The sequence below is a fragment of the Novosphingobium lentum NBRC 107847 genome, assembly GCF_001590965.1.
Lineage (GTDB): Bacteria > Pseudomonadota > Alphaproteobacteria > Sphingomonadales > Sphingomonadaceae > Novosphingobium > Novosphingobium lentum.
Genome location: NZ_BCTW01000003.1, coordinates 165728 through 181777, shown reverse-complemented (window position 1 = coordinate 181777; position 16050 = coordinate 165728). Strand labels below are relative to the sequence as shown.

General features: G+C 65.9%; 24 protein-coding genes. 10 read left to right on the top strand and 14 right to left on the bottom strand.

The genetic code is table 11. The annotated features are described in order from the left end of the window. Nucleotides 1–29 precede the first annotated feature (29 nt). Nucleotides 30–866 carry a 2,3,4,5-tetrahydropyridine-2,6-dicarboxylate N-succinyltransferase gene (gene dapD, locus NL2_RS03710; protein ID WP_068071807.1) on the top strand — a complete coding sequence of 279 codons (837 nt, stop codon included), beginning with the start codon at nt 30–32 and terminating at the stop codon, nt 864–866. 21 nt (nt 867–887) lie between these two features. On the opposite strand, the gene NL2_RS03705 is transcribed toward dapD, so the two are convergent. Then, a complete protein-coding gene (locus NL2_RS03705; protein WP_068071806.1) occupies nt 888–1634 on the bottom strand; it encodes a DUF1223 domain-containing protein in 747 nt (248 codons plus the stop codon). Between the two features lie 169 nt (nt 1635–1803). Here NL2_RS03705 and NL2_RS03700 point away from each other — a divergent pair, with 169 nt between their 5' ends. The 3 genes from NL2_RS03700 to NL2_RS03690 all read left to right on the top strand — a co-directional run bounded on the left by NL2_RS03700 (nt 1804) and on the right by NL2_RS03690 (nt 3040). Further along, on the top strand, nt 1804–2007 hold the full coding sequence (locus NL2_RS03700) for a hypothetical protein (RefSeq protein WP_068071804.1): 204 nt from the start codon (nt 1804–1806) through the stop codon (nt 2005–2007). Between the two features lie 7 nt (nt 2008–2014). Further along, a complete protein-coding gene (locus NL2_RS03695; protein WP_068071802.1) occupies nt 2015–2491 on the top strand; it encodes a DUF1810 domain-containing protein in 477 nt (158 codons plus the stop codon). Between the two features lie 87 nt (nt 2492–2578). Continuing rightward, nucleotides 2579–3040: a pyridoxamine 5'-phosphate oxidase family protein gene (locus NL2_RS03690; protein WP_068071800.1), complete on the top strand. Its 462-nt coding sequence runs from the start codon at nt 2579–2581 to the stop codon at nt 3038–3040. A gap of 84 nt (nt 3041–3124) precedes the next feature. Here the strand turns inward: NL2_RS03690 and NL2_RS03685 are convergent, their stop codons facing one another. After that, on the bottom strand, nt 3125–3379 hold the full coding sequence (locus tag NL2_RS03685; RefSeq protein WP_068071798.1) for a DUF5654 family protein: 255 nt from the start codon (nt 3377–3379) through the stop codon (nt 3125–3127). Nucleotides 3380–3525: 146 nt separating this feature from the next. Here NL2_RS03685 and NL2_RS03680 point away from each other — a divergent pair, with 146 nt between their 5' ends. Then, complete coding sequence (locus tag NL2_RS03680) at nt 3526–3948, top strand: DoxX family protein (protein WP_068071971.1); 423 nt, start codon at nt 3526–3528, stop codon at nt 3946–3948. Between the two features lie 12 nt (nt 3949–3960). After that, nucleotides 3961–4713, top strand: a complete 753-nt coding sequence (locus NL2_RS03675) for a sulfite exporter TauE/SafE family protein (protein ID WP_068071796.1) — start codon at nt 3961–3963, stop codon at nt 4711–4713. 24 nt (nt 4714–4737) lie between these two features. On the opposite strand, the gene NL2_RS03670 is transcribed toward NL2_RS03675, so the two are convergent. Both NL2_RS03670 and NL2_RS03665 read right to left on the bottom strand, forming a co-directional pair. After that, nucleotides 4738–4983, bottom strand: coding sequence for a hypothetical protein (locus tag NL2_RS03670; RefSeq protein WP_068071794.1), 246 nt, complete (start codon nt 4981–4983; stop codon nt 4738–4740). A 75-nt stretch (nt 4984–5058) separates the two neighbouring features. Continuing rightward, nucleotides 5059–5265, bottom strand: a complete 207-nt coding sequence (locus tag NL2_RS03665; RefSeq protein ID WP_068071792.1) for a cold-shock protein — start codon at nt 5263–5265, stop codon at nt 5059–5061. 288 nt (nt 5266–5553) lie between these two features. On the opposite strand from NL2_RS03665, the gene NL2_RS03660 reads away from it, so the two are divergent. After that, nucleotides 5554–5856: an alkylphosphonate utilization protein gene (locus tag NL2_RS03660; protein ID WP_068071790.1), complete on the top strand. Its 303-nt coding sequence runs from the start codon at nt 5554–5556 to the stop codon at nt 5854–5856. A 78-nt stretch (nt 5857–5934) separates the two neighbouring features. Here the strand turns inward: NL2_RS03660 and NL2_RS03655 are convergent, their stop codons facing one another. Together NL2_RS03655 and NL2_RS03650 are read right to left on the bottom strand one after the other, a co-directional pair. Next, nucleotides 5935–6969 (bottom strand): LPXTG cell wall anchor domain-containing protein, encoded by a 1035-nt coding sequence (locus tag NL2_RS03655; RefSeq protein WP_084355836.1) that lies wholly within the window; start codon nt 6967–6969, stop codon nt 5935–5937. A 214-nt stretch (nt 6970–7183) separates the two neighbouring features. Further along, the gene (locus NL2_RS03650) at nt 7184–7750 is read right to left on the bottom strand and encodes a YbhB/YbcL family Raf kinase inhibitor-like protein (RefSeq protein WP_068071969.1); all 567 of its coding nucleotides are present in this window, start codon (nt 7748–7750) and stop codon (nt 7184–7186) included. A 229-nt stretch (nt 7751–7979) separates the two neighbouring features. Here NL2_RS03650 and NL2_RS03645 point away from each other — a divergent pair, with 229 nt between their 5' ends. Continuing rightward, entirely contained in the window at nt 7980–8405 is a 426-nt protein-coding gene (locus NL2_RS03645) for a DUF3761 domain-containing protein (protein ID WP_068071786.1), read from the top strand. Between the two features lie 109 nt (nt 8406–8514). Here NL2_RS03645 and NL2_RS03640 read toward each other — a convergent pair whose 3' ends face one another. Together NL2_RS03640 and NL2_RS03635 are read right to left on the bottom strand one after the other, a co-directional pair. Further along, entirely contained in the window at nt 8515–8964 is a 450-nt protein-coding gene (locus tag NL2_RS03640; protein ID WP_068071785.1) for a glycine zipper 2TM domain-containing protein, read from the bottom strand. A gap of 103 nt (nt 8965–9067) precedes the next feature. After that, a complete protein-coding gene (locus NL2_RS03635) occupies nt 9068–9619 on the bottom strand; it encodes a DUF3833 family protein (protein WP_157083014.1) in 552 nt (183 codons plus the stop codon). 224 nt (nt 9620–9843) lie between these two features. Here NL2_RS03635 and NL2_RS21720 point away from each other — a divergent pair, with 224 nt between their 5' ends. After that, nucleotides 9844–9978, top strand: coding sequence for a hypothetical protein (locus NL2_RS21720; protein ID WP_281190660.1), 135 nt, complete (start codon nt 9844–9846; stop codon nt 9976–9978). Between the two features lie 169 nt (nt 9979–10147). Here the strand turns inward: NL2_RS21720 and NL2_RS03630 are convergent, their stop codons facing one another. Next, entirely contained in the window at nt 10148–10765 is a 618-nt protein-coding gene (locus NL2_RS03630) for an FMN-dependent NADH-azoreductase (protein WP_068071968.1), read from the bottom strand. Between the two features lie 84 nt (nt 10766–10849). Here NL2_RS03630 and NL2_RS03625 point away from each other — a divergent pair, with 84 nt between their 5' ends. Further along, nucleotides 10850–11254: a winged helix-turn-helix transcriptional regulator gene (locus NL2_RS03625; RefSeq protein ID WP_068071781.1), complete on the top strand. Its 405-nt coding sequence runs from the start codon at nt 10850–10852 to the stop codon at nt 11252–11254. A gap of 36 nt (nt 11255–11290) precedes the next feature. Here the strand turns inward: NL2_RS03625 and NL2_RS03620 are convergent, their stop codons facing one another. The 5 genes from NL2_RS03620 to NL2_RS03600 are packed head-to-tail and all read right to left on the bottom strand — an operon-like array spanning nt 11291 to nt 15948. Beyond that, nucleotides 11291–12520 (bottom strand): hypothetical protein, encoded by a 1230-nt coding sequence (locus NL2_RS03620; RefSeq protein ID WP_068071780.1) that lies wholly within the window; start codon nt 12518–12520, stop codon nt 11291–11293. After that, a complete protein-coding gene (locus NL2_RS03615) occupies nt 12517–13782 on the bottom strand; it encodes a sulfotransferase family protein (RefSeq protein ID WP_068071779.1) in 1266 nt (421 codons plus the stop codon). The genes NL2_RS03620 and NL2_RS03615 overlap by 4 nt, the downstream gene beginning before the upstream one ends. 10 nt (nt 13783–13792) lie before the next feature. Continuing rightward, a complete protein-coding gene (locus NL2_RS03610; protein ID WP_068071778.1) occupies nt 13793–14575 on the bottom strand; it encodes an SDR family NAD(P)-dependent oxidoreductase in 783 nt (260 codons plus the stop codon). Nucleotides 14576–14614: 39 nt separating this feature from the next. Further along, nucleotides 14615–15376: an SDR family NAD(P)-dependent oxidoreductase gene (locus NL2_RS03605; RefSeq protein WP_245647555.1), complete on the bottom strand. Its 762-nt coding sequence runs from the start codon at nt 15374–15376 to the stop codon at nt 14615–14617. Continuing rightward, nucleotides 15373–15948, bottom strand: a complete 576-nt coding sequence (locus tag NL2_RS03600) for a VOC family protein (protein WP_068071775.1) — start codon at nt 15946–15948, stop codon at nt 15373–15375. Before NL2_RS03600 ends, NL2_RS03605 begins: the two co-directional genes overlap by 4 nt. Between the last annotated feature and the right edge of the window lie 102 nt (nt 15949–16050).

Genomic DNA, 16050 nt, shown 5'->3' with positions numbered 1-16050 from the left:
GCCATCGGCCGAATTGGGGAGACTGCACGATGACCACCGAACTCGAAGCCGCGATTGAACGCGCGTGGGATGCCCGCGACAGCGTGACCCCGGGCAGCACCGATGTGCGCGAAGTGGTCGAACAAGTGCTGTACCTGCTCGACGGCGGCAAGTTGCGCGTGGCCGAGAAAGTCGACGGCGCGTGGACCGTCAACCAGTGGCTCAAGAAGGCCGTGCTGCTGTCGTTCCGCCTCAACGACAACGCCGTGGTCGAGCATGGCGCGGGCGGCGCGCCCGCGTTCGACAAGGTGCCGTCCAAGTTTGCCGGATGGGGCGAAAACCGCTTCCGTGATGCCGGTTTTCGCGTGGTGCCCGGCGCGGTGGCGCGGCGCGGCGCGCACATCGGCAAGGGCGTGGTCCTGATGCCCAGCTTCGTCAACATCGGCGCGTTCGTCGACGAAGGCACGATGGTCGATACCTGGGCCACCGTGGGCAGCTGCGCGCAGATCGGCAAGAACGTCCACATCTCGGGCGGTGCCGGGATCGGCGGCGTGCTTGAGCCGCTGCAGGCCGGCCCGGTGATCATCGAGGATGGCGCATTCATCGGCGCCCGGTCCGAAGTGGCCGAGGGCGTGATCGTGGGTCAGGGCGCGGTGCTGTCGATGGGCGTGTACCTTGGCGCCTCGACCAAGATCGTCGATCGCGCGACCGGTGAAGTCCACATGGGCCGCGTTCCGCCGTATGCCGTGGTCGTCCCCGGCGCGATGCCGGGCAAGCCGCTGCCTGACGGCACGCCGGGCCCGTCGCTGTATTGCGCCGTGATCGTCAAGACGGTCGACGCGCAGACCCGCAGCAAGACCGGCATCAACGAACTCCTGCGCGATTGATCGGCGCGGCGGCCGGCAAGGCTAAAACTTGCGCGCCGCCACGATCGCGCCACCGGTGCCGCGCTGGAGCAGCACGGCGGTGCGCAAGGCCGGATCGCGCGGATTGGTGAAGGCCAGCTGCAGCGGCTTGCCCGTCCAGCGGCCCGCTTCGTGCAGATCGGTGACGATGTTGCGATGGGGCAAGGTGCGGCCCGAATTCTCACCCGCGCGGATCGGCACGTCGCGGACGCGCGGATCGTAGGTCACCACCAGCACCTTGAGCGGTTGCGCGGTCTGACCCGCCCCGATCACCAGCGCACCGCCCTGCCGTTCGATCGAGGGTCCGGCGGCGACCGGCCCGGTCTCGCGGATGGCGGCGGCCAGCTGGGCGGCGTTGCTGCCGACGAGCGCGCGCTGGCCGTCGATCACCACTTGCGGTGTATAGACGCCGTTGCTGGCATGGCTGGCGGCATAATCGCGCTGGCGCTGGGTGAAATCGGGCTGGGCAAAACTGTCCTTCCAGCCGAGATAATCCCAGTACGTCACCGAAAAGCTAAGCGCGAGGATATCGGCCCGGCCGGCGATCGCGTTGACATTGGCATTCGCGGGCGGACACGACGAACAGCCCTGGCTCTGGAACAGTTCCACCACCACCGGCCGGTGTGCGCCATCGGCGGACACCACGCCCGGGCCAGCGCCCGGCGGCGCCGGATCGGCGCGGCTTGGCGAGCAGGCCTGCAGCAATACTGCCGGAAGAATGATGGCGGCGGTCAACTGCGGACGTGGCATGGCAGGTCTCCTGTCGCCCCCGATCGCGACGGACCTTAACACCGAAATCCTGATTCGACGCGCCTTCGTTGCAGGCGTAAACTGTGCGCCACGGAACGAACCTGAGGCCACTGCGTAGTTGATGGACCATCCCGGCCTCTGCCGGGTTCGCTGCAAGGAGCAACGCGACATGGAACGCCACGGCGATGAAGCCCACATCACCACGACCGAAGCACGCGGCGGATCGACGCCCCACATCGTGCGTTACGTGCTGGTGATCAGCCTTCTCCTGGCGATCGCGGCGATGACCATCGTGTGGGTCACCGGCGCGCTCACATCACCGCAGGCCGAGCACAACAGTGCCATTTCCGGGCAGGCGACGACCAGCGGCTAGCCGGGTGATGCAGGCGGTTCCTCAGTCCATCCCGCAGCTGCGCTCGGCTTACGACCTCGACCGGTTCGTTGCCGCGCAAGCCGAAACGTTCGACCACGCGCTGGCAGAGCTGCGACAGGGTGCCAAGCGCAGCCACTGGATGTGGTTCGCGTTCCCGCAGATCGCCGGACTGGGCAGCAGCGCCATGGCGCAGCGGTTTGCCATCGCCGATCTGGGCGAAGCGCAAGCGTATCTAGCCCATCCGGTGCTGGGCGCACGGTACGACGAGGCCTGCGCCGCGCTGGCCAAATGGGTCGGGCTGCTCACGGCCGCGGAAATCCTCGGCCCGGTCGATGCGATGAAGCTGTCGAGTTCGCTCACCCTGTTCGAACATGCGGCGAGCGAAAGCAGAAGCGTGCGCTACGCCGAACTGCTCGCCGGGTTTTTCGGCGGTCTGCGCGATGAGCGCACGCGCGACATTCTGCGAGCGGATCAGTCGATCTGATCGGGTCACGGTTCTGTACGTGCTGGCGGAACGTTCCGCCGACCAGTGCGCTGTCGATTCATCAACACTGCAAGGAGAGGCTGCGACATGACCAAGACCTTGAGCGACGTGGCGGAAGCGATGCGCGACATCGATTTCTGCACGCTGGTGAGCCACACGGCCGATGGATCGATCGGCGGGCGCCCCATGAGCAACAACCGCAATGTCGATTTCGACGGGGAAAGCCGGTTCTTCACGTATGAAGACCGGCAGATGATCCGCGATATCGAAACCGATCCCAACGTCGGCGTGTCCTATGTCGGCAAGGCCGGCTTGCTGGGCATCGTCGGCAAGCCGGGCATGTTCATCCATGTCGAGGGCGTGGCATCGCTGGTGCGCGACGCATCGCGCTTTGCCGAGTTCTGGGACAAGACCCTCGACCGCTGGTTCCCGCAAGGGCCCGGAACGCCGGGCACGATCATGATCGAAGTCAACGCGCGCCGCGTGCATTACTGGGATGGTGAGGAAGAAGGCGAAGTCTCGCTCGATCCCGCCGCCAATCCGGCCTGAACCAGCGCATCGCCCCCGTAAGCCTTGGGCGGGCGCCGCACCGTGCGAAGCGCCCGCCCTGTTCAGTGCGCGCCGTCTAGCGGTTCAACCCTCGGCCTCGCGAACGAACGAGGCTTCTCCGCCGAGCCGCGCTGCGAGCCGCCCCAGAATGCTCAGCACCACCACAGCCAGAACCGTGGCGATGATCGCGTAGCTGTATAGCCCCGCCAGATCATCGCCCAGCCCCAACCTGGCGAGCGTGGCCTTGATCGCCTCGTTCCACGCCAGCGCCGCGACCAGCCCGAGCGAGGCTGACGCCAGCGCGATCATCGTCTGCACCATTGCCTTGGGATTGCTCATTTCTAACTGACCCTCCACGTCATTGTTGACCGGGTGTTTGTTGACACAACCGGCGCGCGTCTGGAAGGACACCTGTCGGATTCGGTCGAAAATTGGCCTGGATCGATACGGCCGGCGCGTTTGCCCGGCCTGCCTGGAGCCGGATCATGAATCCCAAGCATTGGCGCACGATCCTTCGCTGGGTTCTGGCGGTGTTCTATTTCGCCGCCGGGTATTTTCACCTGACCGCGCCGCACATCTTCCTCAAGATCATGCCGGGATGGGTGCCGTTCCCCGACGCGGTCGTGATGTGGACGGGCATTGCCGAACTGCTCGGCGCGGTGGGGCTGGCGCAGGGGTTTTCGCAGCGTCTGCGCGCCGCCGCCGCCGTGGGGCTGGCGCTGTACGCCGTCTGCGTGTTCCCCGCCAATATCAACCACTTCATCATGGACATGGCGCGCCCCGACCACGGCATGGGCCTGGGCTATCACGTGCCGCGGATGTTTGCCCAACCGCTGATCGTCTGGCTGGCACTGTGGACCGGCCAGGTGATCGACTGGCCGATGCGCCGCGCCGTTCGCTTGCGCTGACCACACCCGTCGATGCTGCTGTCCGATCCGTTCACGCTGGCTGTTTGCGTGCTGGCGGTCATCGTCGTGGGAATGGCCAAAGGCGGATTCTCCGGCCTTGGCGCGCTGGCGACGCCTCTGGTCGCGCTCGCCCTGCCGCCGACCACGGCGGCCGCGGTGCTGCTGCCGATCCTGATCGTGCAGGACGTGGTCAGCGTCTGGTCGTTCCGCCATTCGTGGGACCGCTGGATCGTCGCGTGGATGCTGCCCGGCGCGGCGGTCGGCGTGTTCATCGGCTGGAGCTTTGCCGCCAGCGTCGACGAGAAATCGCTGATGGCCGCGCTCGGCGCGATCACGCTCGGCTTCGGCCTTTATCGCCTGTGGGTCGAACGCGGCGGCCGGATCGTGGCCGCGTCGAACTCGCCCGGATGGGTCGGCGCGCTGTTCGGCATGGCGACCGGATTCACCAGCCAGCTGGCCCACGCCGGTGGACCGCCGTTCCAGATGTGGGTCACCCCGCGACGGTTGCCGCACCTGACGTATGCAGGGACCAACGCCATCCTGTTCGCCGCGATCAATTGGCTGAAGCTGCCGAGCTATCTTGCGCTGGGCGTGATGACCCGCGAGGTTCTGGTCGCGGCGGCCATGCTGCTGCCGCTGGCGATTGCCAGCACGCTGCTGTCGGTACGCATCATCCGTCGGCTCGATCCCGCGCGGTTCTACGTGATCATCTATGGCTTGATGGTGCTGCTGGGGGGCAAGCTGGTATGGGACGCTGTCGCCTGAAGTGGCTGCAGCGTTACGCGGCCGTCAGACTTCGCCGGATATGCGCTGGCGGCGGATTTCTGCATCGCGCAGTTCGGTCTCGCGGCGCGCTTCGCGCACTTCGTCGGCGATGATGCGGTGGGCTTCGACCCTGCGGACCCGGTCTGCCATCTGGCGCCAGGCCGCTTCGGAGCGAAGCGCCCGGTCACGCACGTTGTCGAGCTTGGCTGCGGTCGCTTCTGCGGCGGCTTCGTCGGCGCGTGCGGTATAGAATTCAAAGGTCTGGCTCACTGCGATCGTGCCCTTTCTCTGGTTGAAGTCGCCCCGCGCGAGGGCATTGCCCCCGCGCGGTGCGGCCAGAAGGGATCACGCCGAAGCGAGGTTTACCGCCGAACGCTTGCCGTTGCGGCCGGTTTCGACTTCGTAGGAAACGCGCTGTTCCTTGTTGAGCGTCTCCATGCCGGCAGCCTGGACAGCCGTGATGTGAACGAAGCTGTCTTCGCCGCCGCCATCAGGCGCGATGAAGCCGTAGCCCTTGTCGATGTTGAAAAACTTTACGGTGCCGATGGTCATCGGAGTGTTCCTTTCAAGAACGTTTTGGCCCGCCCGCAAAGTGCGAACGGAAGGCGCCTAGAGTCGTGTCGAGTAAAAGGAAGTCGTCCGAATTGACACGAGCCCAGTGGCCGAGCACGGCCGCCAATCTCGCGCCCATGCGCCGAAGTCCGTCGTTCGTGCCGACGTCAGCAACTTGCCAGTAGCACACCGGTCCCCAATCACCAAATCACCGATTGCCCGACAATTGGCGCTGGTCGTTCGCCCGCGCTGCTGGCAAGCGGGCGCAAACGCGCGAGGGGCAAAACGATGAGCGACGACGACTACGTCTATGACGAGGACAGCGGCGAATGGATGAGCGCTGCCGAACTCGCTGAAAAACAGGCGAATACCGGCGCGGTCGAAGTGCGCGATTCGGTCGGCAACCTGCTGGTCGACGGCGATCAGGTCACGCTGATCAAGGATCTGATGGTCAAGGGCGCGGGCCAGACGCTGAAGCGCGGCACGCTGATCAAGGCGATCCGGCTGACCGGCGATGCGCAAGAGATCGACTGCCGGTTCGACGGGATCAAGGGGCTGGTGCTGCGCGCGGAATTCGTACGCAAGCGCTGAATCGCCGATAAAAAGAGGCGGCCCCCCATGGAGGCCGCCTCGATTGGGTAGTGGCAATTATGTCGTAGTACTGCCGGATCAGGCATCCACGAGTTCGCGGGGAACCTCGCCGGTGGCCGCCGGGCGCAGCTTCGACAGGTCGTAGCGCGGCATTGCGGGTGCCTGTTGCGCGCCCGTGGCCATCTCCTGCTGGCGATGTTCGCGCGACTGCAGGATCAGTCGGGCACGATGCATGCGCGCTTTGTGCGAGCGGAACGGGTTGGCTTCGTCGGGATCGCGCGCCGCCATCTGCTTGAGCAGAGCGGACCGCGCTTCCATCGTCGTCGGCACTGGCACCGCATCGTCATCCATGATCGCGTCAGCCTGCGGGGCGCTCGTGCTGGCTATCGGCGCGCGGACGTCATCGACGTTCTGTGTCAATTCCAGCGGAGCCGTGGTCGAAGCAGGAGCGGTCATCCACACAGGTGTGGCCGAGTCCGCACGGCCTGGCTCGATAGCCGGTTCCAGCGCATCCTCGGCATAGACCGGCCGGCGACGGCGGCTGGCGACCAGGAAGCCAACCGCACCCAGCCCCACCAGCCCGGCGATGCCGGCAAACAGCGCGGTGTTCTCGCCATTGTCACCGGTCGTCGGGATTCGCTGCGCGGACTGGACGGGGCGTGCAGGTTCGCCGAGCGCCGGTTCGGGCGGCTGCGTTGCCGACGGAGTCAAGGCGCGGGCCAGCGCCGGCTGGGCGGGAGCGACGGTTGCCACCGTGTTCGTGGTGGTCCGCTGTACGGTCTGCGATGCGGGCGCACGGGTTCGTGCAGCAGGCACACTGGTAGCGGTGCGGGTCGCCGCATGCTTGACGACGGTCGCGGCGGCTGACGGTTCAGGTTGTGCAACCGCAGCCACTGTTGCCGGGACGGCTTCGACGACTGGTGCGGACGAAACCGGAACCGCAGGGGGCGCTTCGGCGAGCGGCGGAAGCACGATCGTTGGCGTGGCCGGGGCGGGAGCGGGCGGCGCTGCCGCCACCGCTGCGTCCTGTGCCCATGACGGGGTTGAAGACAGCGCCAGAACAGCGGCAATCGCGGCTCCGGCAAGACGATAATTCTGCTTGTTCGCGTTCATGCAGTCAAAACGCGGTGCACGTCCGTTCAGTTGCGCAAATTTCGCGCCAAACGGACAAGCTGGTTTGTCAGGACGATGAAACGAACATCGCACAGTGTTTCTGAACAACCGTTCATCGTCGCTTATTTTATGTGTATTTTTCGGGAACTGTCCTGCGATGGCGGCATGCGACGGGCCATGCCGTTCACCATTTCACGTCATCTTGTATAAGGCGTCACTGTTCTTCGCGCCGATACGTCGCGGTCAGCACGGCGACGGCGATGACGTGATCCTCCATTTCCTCGATCACCGCCTCGCGATCGCTGCCTGGCGCCAGTTCGAACGGCACGTCGAGCGCGAACAGCTGGAACACATAGTCATGCGCGGGGTCACCGACGGAGGGATCGGGCGCAAGCCAGCCCTCGATGCCCGAGGAATTGTGACCCCCTTCGGGCGGATCTTCGCCCTCGAGCAGCACACCCGCCCGCGGCGCCATGCCCCAACCGAGCAGGTGCACGAGCGGATCGGCAGCCAGCGCATCCGGATCCTCGACCACCAGCACCAGCGCCCTGGTTCCGGCGGGCGGCGCGGTCCACGCCAGCGGGGGCGCGCAGGCGTCTTCCTCGTCGGCCGTGAACATCGGGTCGAGCGGCTCGCGGTCCGCGAACGCCGGACTGGTCAGCGCAAAGCCGCCCGCGCCCAACGTTTCCGCACTGCCCACCACACAGACGGCCAGCCGGGCGTGACCCGCACCGGCGTTGGGCAGTGCCCGTCCGAGCCAGGCGGGAATGGAATCGGCCATCGATCGGAACTCCAATATATCAGGCGACGAGCGACGATCCGCCCGGTGAAATGACAAATGCGCGGCTAGACGCGCCGGTTCCGGCGGGCAAGGGGCTGCGTTCGGCAAATGCGACGGCACGGAAAACTGTCAACAGTGACGGATGGCCGATCGGTAATCCGCAGGAAACGCGCAGGACATTCCGGGCATGGCAGGACAGGCTGTCTGATTTGGACCGGAGGATACCCACGTGAAACGCATCCTGATCCTTGCCACTGCCGCGAGCCTGTCGCTCGGCCTGGCGCTTCCCGCCGGCGCGGCAACGACCGCAGCTGCCACCACTGCGGCAAAGCCTGCACCCAAGCCGGCCGTGAAGCCAATGGCGAAGCCCGCGGCGCCCAAGCCGATGGCGGCTGCCAAGCCAGCTCCGAGGCCGGCCATGGCTGCGCCCAAGCCGGTGCCCAAGCCAGCGATGGCTGCGGCCAAGCCCGCCGCTGCTCCGGCCGCCGCACCGCGCCCGCGCCGTGCCGCCGCCGCGCCCAAGGCTCCGGCTGCTGCCCCGCAGGCTCGCGGCCCGAACGGTGCCACCGCCAAGTGCGGCGACGGCACCTATTCGGCGTCCAAGACCCGCACCGGCACTTGCGCCGGGCACAAGGGCGTGGCCCAGTGGTACTGAGCTGACATGACCTGATACCGGCGCGGCGTTGATCGCCGCCTGGTTTCTACACGAAAAAGGGCGGGAGCAGCAACAGCTGGTCCCGCCCTTTTCGTATCGACAGTGCAGATCAGCGGCAGCTGGTGCGCGAATTGCTCGAATCGATGGCCGCACCTGCTGCTCCGCCCGCAATCGCGCCGAGCACCGTGCCGAAGGTTTTCGAATCACCTTCCGCGATGATGTTGCCCAGCACGCCACCGGCGATCCCGCCAACGATCAGGCCGGTCGTGCCGTCAGAACGGCGGCAATAATACCGCCCGTCACGCCCGCGATAAACGCGATCGTCATTCGACATCGTGTGTTCGTGGTAGCGGCTGTCGTTGCGGTAATAGCGATCGGCATAATAGCCGCCGTAGCGCGGGTCCGGGTTGTTGTAGTCGTACCGGCCGTTCTGGCTGTAATATCCGCGATCGTAATAGCCATAATCGCCAGCTTCGGCATAGCCATCGCCATAGCCGGTGGTGGCACAACCGCCCAGCAGGGTGGTCGCGGCCAGTGACATCAAAAGCATCTTTTTCATGACAGGTCTCCCCCGGGCTTGGCCGGGACCGCCGGGGGCGGATTGTTGGTATGGTATTCCTGCCAAATGTTCGACGCGGCGAGTTGTTCCACTCCCCGCCCGGTCAGCGCTTGCTGATCACCTCGTCAAGCGTGGCCACGACCATTCCGAACTTGCGGATTTTCATCAGGTTGCGCGCCGACTGGCCGCCCGGCGCCAGCGTCAGCGACTGGCGCACTTTCAAACCGCCGGACATGGTGTAGCGGATCAGCAACCGATCCCCCGCCACATCGGCGGTGACCGGGCCGGTCGCATCGGTCAGCGTGCCGCGAAAGTGTCCGGGCGAGGACGCGTGCAACTCCCACTGGCGCATGCGTTCCTTACCGCCCGCGATCATCACCCGTTGATCGAGCACCAGCACGCCGTCGGCCCGAAGCACACCGTGCCCTTCGACGTGCGTGGTCCGCGCTTTGGAGAACATTTTCCTGAGGCGCCCTTCCCCCACGGTCGGCCCGGTGAAGAAGGCGATGGGATCGAATGTCGCGGTCACCCCGCCCGTCGTGCCGGCTCGCGCGGGCGTGGCTGGCAAGGTTGCGAACGCCATCGCCGTGACGGCCAAGCCTAGGCCCGCCAGTCCATAGCGGGCGCATCTGCGCGTGGAAAATATGCCTGCCATCGTGAATACCCTTGCGATCCGTGTGGTTCGGCCCGGTTGGCCAAGCCCGCCGACCGATCACCCTTAGTTCGACGCACAAGGTGGTGCCAGCGCCGACCCGGCGCATACGGCGGGGTCGCCTCGCATTGCCTCGCGCCCATGCGAACCCGAAGCCGATTAGGGTTTCCGGCACCGCAGGCGTAAGGTCGCCCCAGCAGGCATTCGCGCCCGCCCGGAGAAGCATCATGGCCAAGAGCCAGAAGAAGTCGAGCAAGGAACTGCGCAAGCCCAAGGCCGAACAGCCCAAGAAGCAGAATGCGTCCAACCCGACGCAGAAGACCGGCGTCGTCGCCGGGCTGGAGAACTTCAAGAAGAATTGAGGAATTCGAGCGCGAGCGCGCCACCTGCGTCATGCCGGGGCGGCGAAGCACCCCACTGTTGCGACGGCGGGCATAGCTGCTTTCCCGATCGAACCGGGCGACGGAAATTGATAGGGGCAGCGCCGGTCGATGCCGCGCTGCCCCTGCCAAAACTTCGCCGCGCGCTGATTCAGGCGGCCTTGAGCAATCCTGGGATGCGATCGACCGCCGCAGCCACGGCCTTTTCGGTCGCTTCGGGGCCAAACGCGATGCCCTCGACGTTGACGATGCGCACGTCGGTGATGCCCATGAAGCCGAGCGTCGCGCGCAGATAGGGCTCCTGGAAATCGAGAGCCTTCATCGGCCCTTCCGTATAGACGCCGCCGCGCGCCTGGACCACATAGGCGACCCTGCCGGTGACTAACCCCTTCGGCGCACCATCGACGTAGGCAAACGTCTTGCCCGCCATCAGCACGTGATCGAGCCAGCTTTTCAGGCCCGACGGGATGCCGAAATTGACCATCGCCGACGCGATCACCAACGTGTCGCACGCCATCAGCTCGGCGATCAGGTCTTCCGCCAGACCGACAACCTGCTGCTGCCCGGGGGTCCGCTCGGTGGCAGCGAGCATGCGCCCTTCGACATAGTCCGCGCCGATATGCGGCGGCGGGTTGGCGCCCAGATCGCGGACCACGGTGGTCGTGCCGGGCTCGGCGGCCTCGATCGCATGAACGATCGACTTCGCCACTTTGGTCGACAGCGACTGGTCATTGCGCGGGCTTGAGGTCAGCAACAGGATATTGGCCATCTGATTCTCCATGGTATATAAGCGTAACTTGGAATAGAGTCGTAACTAGGGGGCTCACCCCCTGCCACGCAAGAAGGCACATCGATGATACCGACGATCACCCCTGATACTGCGTCGCTACCTGCGCACGGTTCGGAAGATTGCCGGGCGCTGAGCGAAATCCTGGTGCGTATCGGCGACAAGTGGACGATCCTGGTCGTGGGCGCGCTGGGCGCGGAGCAGCAGCGCTTCAACGACCTGAAGCGGCTGGTCGGCGGAATTTCGCAACGCATGCTGTCGCTGACACTGCGCGGCCTGGTGCGCGATGGCCTGGCCACCAGAACGCAGTTCCCGACCATCCCGCCCAAGGTCGAATATGCGCTGACTCCGCGTGGCCGATCGCTATTGCAGCCGATCGATGCGCTGGCAGACTGGGCCCGACAGCACCGCGCCGAGATCGAGAAATCGCGCGAGATGTTCGATGACGAGGCGGATCAGGCCGTCGCCTAGCCCGGTTGCACGTATCGGACGGCAAGCGGAACCGCTTCAGATCACCCCGCCGCTGATCAGCGGCTCCAGCCCATCGAGCACGCCCAACCCACCCGCCTGCAGCTGCGCCAGCTGCAGTTTCCAGCTGTAAACCGGTGGCGGCAGTTTGCCGCGCGTCTTGATCAGGCGGAAGCTCCAGCCGCCGTGGGTGTGGCCGTAGGGGTCGATCCATGTGCCGCCGTCGAGGCCGGGATCGGTGTGCGCGATGACCATCGTCACCGTGCCATCGGCCTCGATCCGGGCGCCGTCCTTGAAGACGTAACCCTGCCCTTCCTCGTAATTGTCGAAGTTCTCTTGCCAGATGTTGCACAGCTGGAAGGTCCAGAAATCGCAGTCGATCGGGGTGAACCGCACCACCAGCGCCTCGTCGGCGCCGCACTCCCACGCGCCGAAGCCGTGGAAGCGATCATCCTGCACGCCGCCGTTGGACATATACAGCGCCTCGTCGAACCGCACGGTGTTCGGCCGGCCCGACAAGTTGTCCTGCCACCAGCTGCGCGCCAGTTCGGCATAGGCGCGCGTCATCTGCCCCGCCTTGGCCAGCGCGCCCGAGAGGAACGCGGCATCGATCGGCATGTGCGGCGCGTTGTCGGCCCGCGCGATGGTCATCGTCGCGGGCGTCACGCCCTCGCGGTGTTCATAGACCGCGCGGCACAGCAGCATCGTCGTGTCGGGCGTGGTGCGCAGCCAGTCCGATCCGTCGGCGGGTTTTGCGTTGCTGACCACCACGCGGAAATTGCCCTCGGCATCGAAGCTGATCGACCCGCTCTCGATCGCGCCCTGCGTCTTGAGCAGCGCGGTGTTGAACAGCTTCAGCCCTTCCACGCCCTGCGGCGCCCAGTCCTGTTCGGCAAAGTCGGCGGGGCCATCGAAGGCGAGGCTGGCGATCACGAAATAGGGCATCGTGCCTTTGTTGCCCGTGATCACGTAGTCCGCGCCGCCATGCTCGAAATCGGCAAAGAAATGGTCCTGCAGCGGCGAGGTGAAGTTGATCGACTGCCGCCAGGTCATTGCGTGGAAGCGCGGCCGCGTCGGCTCGCTGCATTCGACATAGTGCTCGAACCCCATGCGCACGTAGCGGCTGAGGAAGCGATACCATTCGGTGCGATCGAGATCGGTGACGCCGTCGCCGAACTGTTCGATCATGTGCCCGGTCTGGCGCAGGGTCTCGCACCAATCGTCCCAGGCGCGGCCCGAGAGCAGGCGTTGTGCGGCCTTTTCGGTCATGCGGCTTCTCCGGAGACGCGTTCCTGCTGCACGGGAAAGCGATCATAATAGAACTGGAAGCGCCGGCGCAGCGCGGCGATATCGACGCCGAACTGGCCCGCCAGATCATAGGCGACGCGGCCGTGCCTGTGCCTGCGGTTATCATCAAGAAAACCGCCGATCGCTGCGCTGGCAGCCGCATCCACCGGCAGGTCTGCGCGCGCGCAGATCGCATCCACGGTGCCGCGCTGGTCGGCGAGAAACTCGTGGAACATCACGTCGATCACCTTGTCCTGCGGGATCCTGGCGCGATCAGCGATGCACTTGCGCAGCAGCCGTTCGATGCGGTTGATCCAGTATTGCGCCAGCCCCGGCAGATCGGCGTCCTTGCGCCGCAGCCGGTCGAGATACGCCATCATCGTGATCGCCGATTGCAGCACCGCCACCGGATCGCGGTGGGTGATCGCCACGGTCGCATCGGGATAGGCGGCGAACACCGCGGGCAGATTTTCCATGTTGGGCGGGCTCTTCATCACCCAGCGGTTGGGCCCTTTGTACCAGGTCATGATCTGCACGACCTTCCTGGCGTAAAGGTAGTGCGGCGTCTGGTCGTGATCGCAATAATACTGCTGCCAGCGCGGCACGCGCGCGAACCAGTCGAGCATGTACGAGGAAAAATCGAAGCTCTGCAATTCGCACTCCTCATGCACATGGCCCGGCGCCCATTCGTGCATCGCCGACCAGTGCTGCAGCACGTTGTTCATCACGTGCCACACGTCGTTGGAACGGACAAAGCGCGGGTTGCTGTCGTCCGACGCCCAGTTGCGCTCATCATCGCGCGGGACCGGCTCGTTGGTTTCCCACAGCTCCATCGAGCGCAGGCCGGGGTGGCGCGCGATGGTGTTGACCAGATGCGTCGTGCCCGATCGCGGCAAGCCCGCGATGATGATCGGGCGGTCGATCGGCGTGTCGAGGATCTGCGGCTCGCGCGCCAGCACATCCTCGATCTTCAGGCGGTTGGCGGCGAAGCGGATCAGCGACTGCACCGAACTGGCGCGACCGAAGTCGTTCTGCCCGCGATCCTCATCGAGCGCCTGCAGCCACACCCCCAGCCGTTCGCGGAAATCGTCCGCGCCGAAGTTTGACAGGCCGGTCTCGGCCATCGCCGCGCCCAGCACCAGATCGGGCGTCAGATCCATTGGCGGGGCGGAAGCGACCGTTGCGCGTTCGATCTCGCTGAGGACCGGGGCGGCAAGATCGTCGATGCGGATATCGTCGCTCATCTGGCGGCCCTCAGGTGCGCGTCATGCCGCCATCGACCACCATCACCGCACCAGTCATGTGCGACGAGGCGCGGCTGGCAAGGAACAGCGCGGCGTTGGCTACATCCTCGGGCTCGCCCGGATGGCCGACCGGCGTGCGCGAGGCGATCAGCTGCGCGATGTCCGGCGCGGCGAGGATCGGCGCGATGTTGGGTGTGTTGATCGGCCCCGGCGCGATCGCGTTGACCAGAATGCCGAGCGGCGCAAACTCGTTCGACAGCGATTGCGTCAGCGAGATCACCGCCGCTTTCGACGCGTTGTAGCCCGCCAGCATCGGATCGGGCCGCAACCCGGCGATCGACGCGATGTTGATGATCCGTCCGCCCTTGCCGGCCGCGACCATCTGCTTCGCCGCGCGTTTCGACAGCGCGAAATTGCTGCGCAGATTGCGCGCCATGGTGGCGTCGAACACCTCCTCCGACAGTTCGAGCGCCGGGGTGAACGGATGCATCCCGCCGACCGCATTGACGAGGATGTCGACCCCGCCGAACGCGGATACCGCCTCGGCCACGATCGCATCGAGATCGGTATCGATGCACACGTCGGCGCCGATCGTAACACACCGTCCCCCGGCAGAGGCGATTTGCCCGGCGGTCCCGCCCAGACCCGATGCGTTGTGCCCGGCAATCACCACCGCCGCGCCCGCTTCGGCAAGCCGCAGCGCGATGGCCTGGCCAATGCCCTGCGCCGCGCCGGTGACGATGGCGACTTTGCCCGACAGATCGAACAGCTGGGGAATCGTAAATTGCGGCATGGTGATGCGTGTCCTGTGTTGGGTGGCGTTCGGGTGCGGTCAGCCCGCGATGGAAAACCCGCCGTCGACGGCCAGCACCTGGCCCGTGATCCAGGATGCTGCAGAACTGGACAGGAATAGCGCGGCACCGGCCACGTCCTCCCCTTCGCCATGCCGCCCCATCGGCACGCGGGCGAGCATCGCATCGTTGACATCGGGCATATCGAAGACCGGCCCGGTCATCTTGCTGCGGGCCAGGCCGACCGCGAGCGCATTGACCCGGATCGCCGCCTTGCCCCAGTGGACCGCCAGCACGCGGGTCATCCCGACAAGGCCCGACTTGCCTGCGCCGTAGCCGGGCACGATGTCGATGCCGAAGAAGCTGCTCATCGACGCCATGCTGACCACCGACGCGCCGCCCGGGCGTTTGCTCGCCAGCAGCAGCGGTTCGCAGCGCATGGTCAGGCGGTACACGCCGGTCAGGTGCATCGCCACCGCGCGCTCGAACACGTCGGGATCGTACTCGTCCAGGCCCAGCGCATACAGCGCGATGCCGGCCGAATTGACCAGCACATCGAGCCGGTCGAGCGTGCCCGCGAACCGGTCGATCGCGGCGCGGTCCTCGACGTCCAGCTGCTTGTAGTCAAAACCGGACAGGTCTTCGTCGTAATCGTCCGGCCCGCCGCGCGTGCCGGTGATCGTGACCTGCGCCCCGGCGTCGCGGAATGCGGCGGCGACCGCTCCGCCCAGGCCGCCGGTGCCCCCGGTGACCACCACCGCCGCGCTGTTGAAGTCATAGGCGACGTCGGGCCAGCCCATCATGCCGGCTCCGTCGGCGGGACCATCCCGGGCGGGATCATCTTCAGCGCATCGCGCTCGGGCTCGCTGCCGTCCCACGACGCGGCAATGCGCTCCATCTCCTTGAAGAACGGCTCCATCGGCCCTGCGATCATCAGCTGCGCGAGCAGCGGATCGGCCGAACCGGTCGGCTCGACATAGATTTCATAGGCGGTGCCGGTCGGGTCGATGAATTCCTGCACGATGGTGAATTCGGTGCCCTGCGCCTTGGCATCGGCCAGCGCGGCGTCGAACCCCTGCGGCGCGAAATAGGCGGTGTGGTGCATCCCGCCCTCGGGCTTGCGCTCAAGGAATTCCTTGTAGCCGGATGGCGTATCATCATGCTGCGCGATGAATTCGTACTGCATCGCACCGGTGTAGACGAACGCGGCCGAGAACAGCGGATCGTGGCGTTCGCCCCGGAAACGCGCGGGAACACGGATGCGGCGCATGGTGAACACCGGGCCGATTCCCGCCTCGATCAGCCGGTTTACCGTGGCATCGAAATCCGGCACGACGAACGCGGCGTGCTCGGCAGCTCCGAAAAAGCGGCTCATCGTGTCTCTCCCGCAAAGCCGGTGTCACGCAGTCGACCGCTGGCGGGCCGGAACTTTGGCGTGACAACGCCGATGGCACGATGGTAGTAAGCTAGCGACCGA

Coding starts and splice junctions, on each gene's coding strand:
- NL2_RS03615 (WP_068071779.1), bottom strand. CDS start 13,782: ATGAGCGACGATATCCGCATCGACGATCTTGCCGCCCCGGTCCTCAGC.
- NL2_RS03655 (WP_084355836.1), bottom strand. CDS start 6,969: ATGAACGCGAACAAGCAGAATTATCGTCTTGCCGGAGCCGCGATTGCC.
- NL2_RS03640 (WP_068071785.1), bottom strand. CDS start 8,964: ATGAAAAAGATGCTTTTGATGTCACTGGCCGCGACCACCCTGCTGGGC.
- NL2_RS21720 (WP_281190660.1), top strand. CDS start 9,844: ATGGCCAAGAGCCAGAAGAAGTCGAGCAAGGAACTGCGCAAGCCCAAG.
- NL2_RS03685 (WP_068071798.1), bottom strand. CDS start 3,379: ATGAGCAATCCCAAGGCAATGGTGCAGACGATGATCGCGCTGGCGTCA.
- NL2_RS03610 (WP_068071778.1), bottom strand. CDS start 14,575: ATGCCGCAATTTACGATTCCCCAGCTGTTCGATCTGTCGGGCAAAGTC.
- NL2_RS03635 (WP_157083014.1), bottom strand. CDS start 9,619: ATGGCAGGCATATTTTCCACGCGCAGATGCGCCCGCTATGGACTGGCG.
- NL2_RS03680 (WP_068071971.1), top strand. CDS start 3,526: ATGAATCCCAAGCATTGGCGCACGATCCTTCGCTGGGTTCTGGCGGTG.
- dapD (WP_068071807.1), top strand. CDS start 30: ATGACCACCGAACTCGAAGCCGCGATTGAACGCGCGTGGGATGCCCGC.
- NL2_RS03625 (WP_068071781.1), top strand. CDS start 10,850: ATGATACCGACGATCACCCCTGATACTGCGTCGCTACCTGCGCACGGT.
- NL2_RS03690 (WP_068071800.1), top strand. CDS start 2,579: ATGACCAAGACCTTGAGCGACGTGGCGGAAGCGATGCGCGACATCGAT.
- NL2_RS03705 (WP_068071806.1), bottom strand. CDS start 1,634: ATGCCACGTCCGCAGTTGACCGCCGCCATCATTCTTCCGGCAGTATTG.
- NL2_RS03700 (WP_068071804.1), top strand. CDS start 1,804: ATGGAACGCCACGGCGATGAAGCCCACATCACCACGACCGAAGCACGC.
- NL2_RS03630 (WP_068071968.1), bottom strand. CDS start 10,765: ATGGCCAATATCCTGTTGCTGACCTCAAGCCCGCGCAATGACCAGTCG.
- NL2_RS03695 (WP_068071802.1), top strand. CDS start 2,015: ATGCAGGCGGTTCCTCAGTCCATCCCGCAGCTGCGCTCGGCTTACGAC.
- NL2_RS03605 (WP_245647555.1), bottom strand. CDS start 15,376: ATGATGGGCTGGCCCGACGTCGCCTATGACTTCAACAGCGCGGCGGTG.
- NL2_RS03620 (WP_068071780.1), bottom strand. CDS start 12,520: ATGACCGAAAAGGCCGCACAACGCCTGCTCTCGGGCCGCGCCTGGGAC.
- NL2_RS03650 (WP_068071969.1), bottom strand. CDS start 7,750: ATGGCCGATTCCATTCCCGCCTGGCTCGGACGGGCACTGCCCAACGCC.
- NL2_RS03675 (WP_068071796.1), top strand. CDS start 3,961: ATGCTGCTGTCCGATCCGTTCACGCTGGCTGTTTGCGTGCTGGCGGTC.
- NL2_RS03660 (WP_068071790.1), top strand. CDS start 5,554: ATGAGCGACGACGACTACGTCTATGACGAGGACAGCGGCGAATGGATG.
- NL2_RS03600 (WP_068071775.1), bottom strand. CDS start 15,948: ATGAGCCGCTTTTTCGGAGCTGCCGAGCACGCCGCGTTCGTCGTGCCG.
- NL2_RS03665 (WP_068071792.1), bottom strand. CDS start 5,265: ATGACCATCGGCACCGTAAAGTTTTTCAACATCGACAAGGGCTACGGC.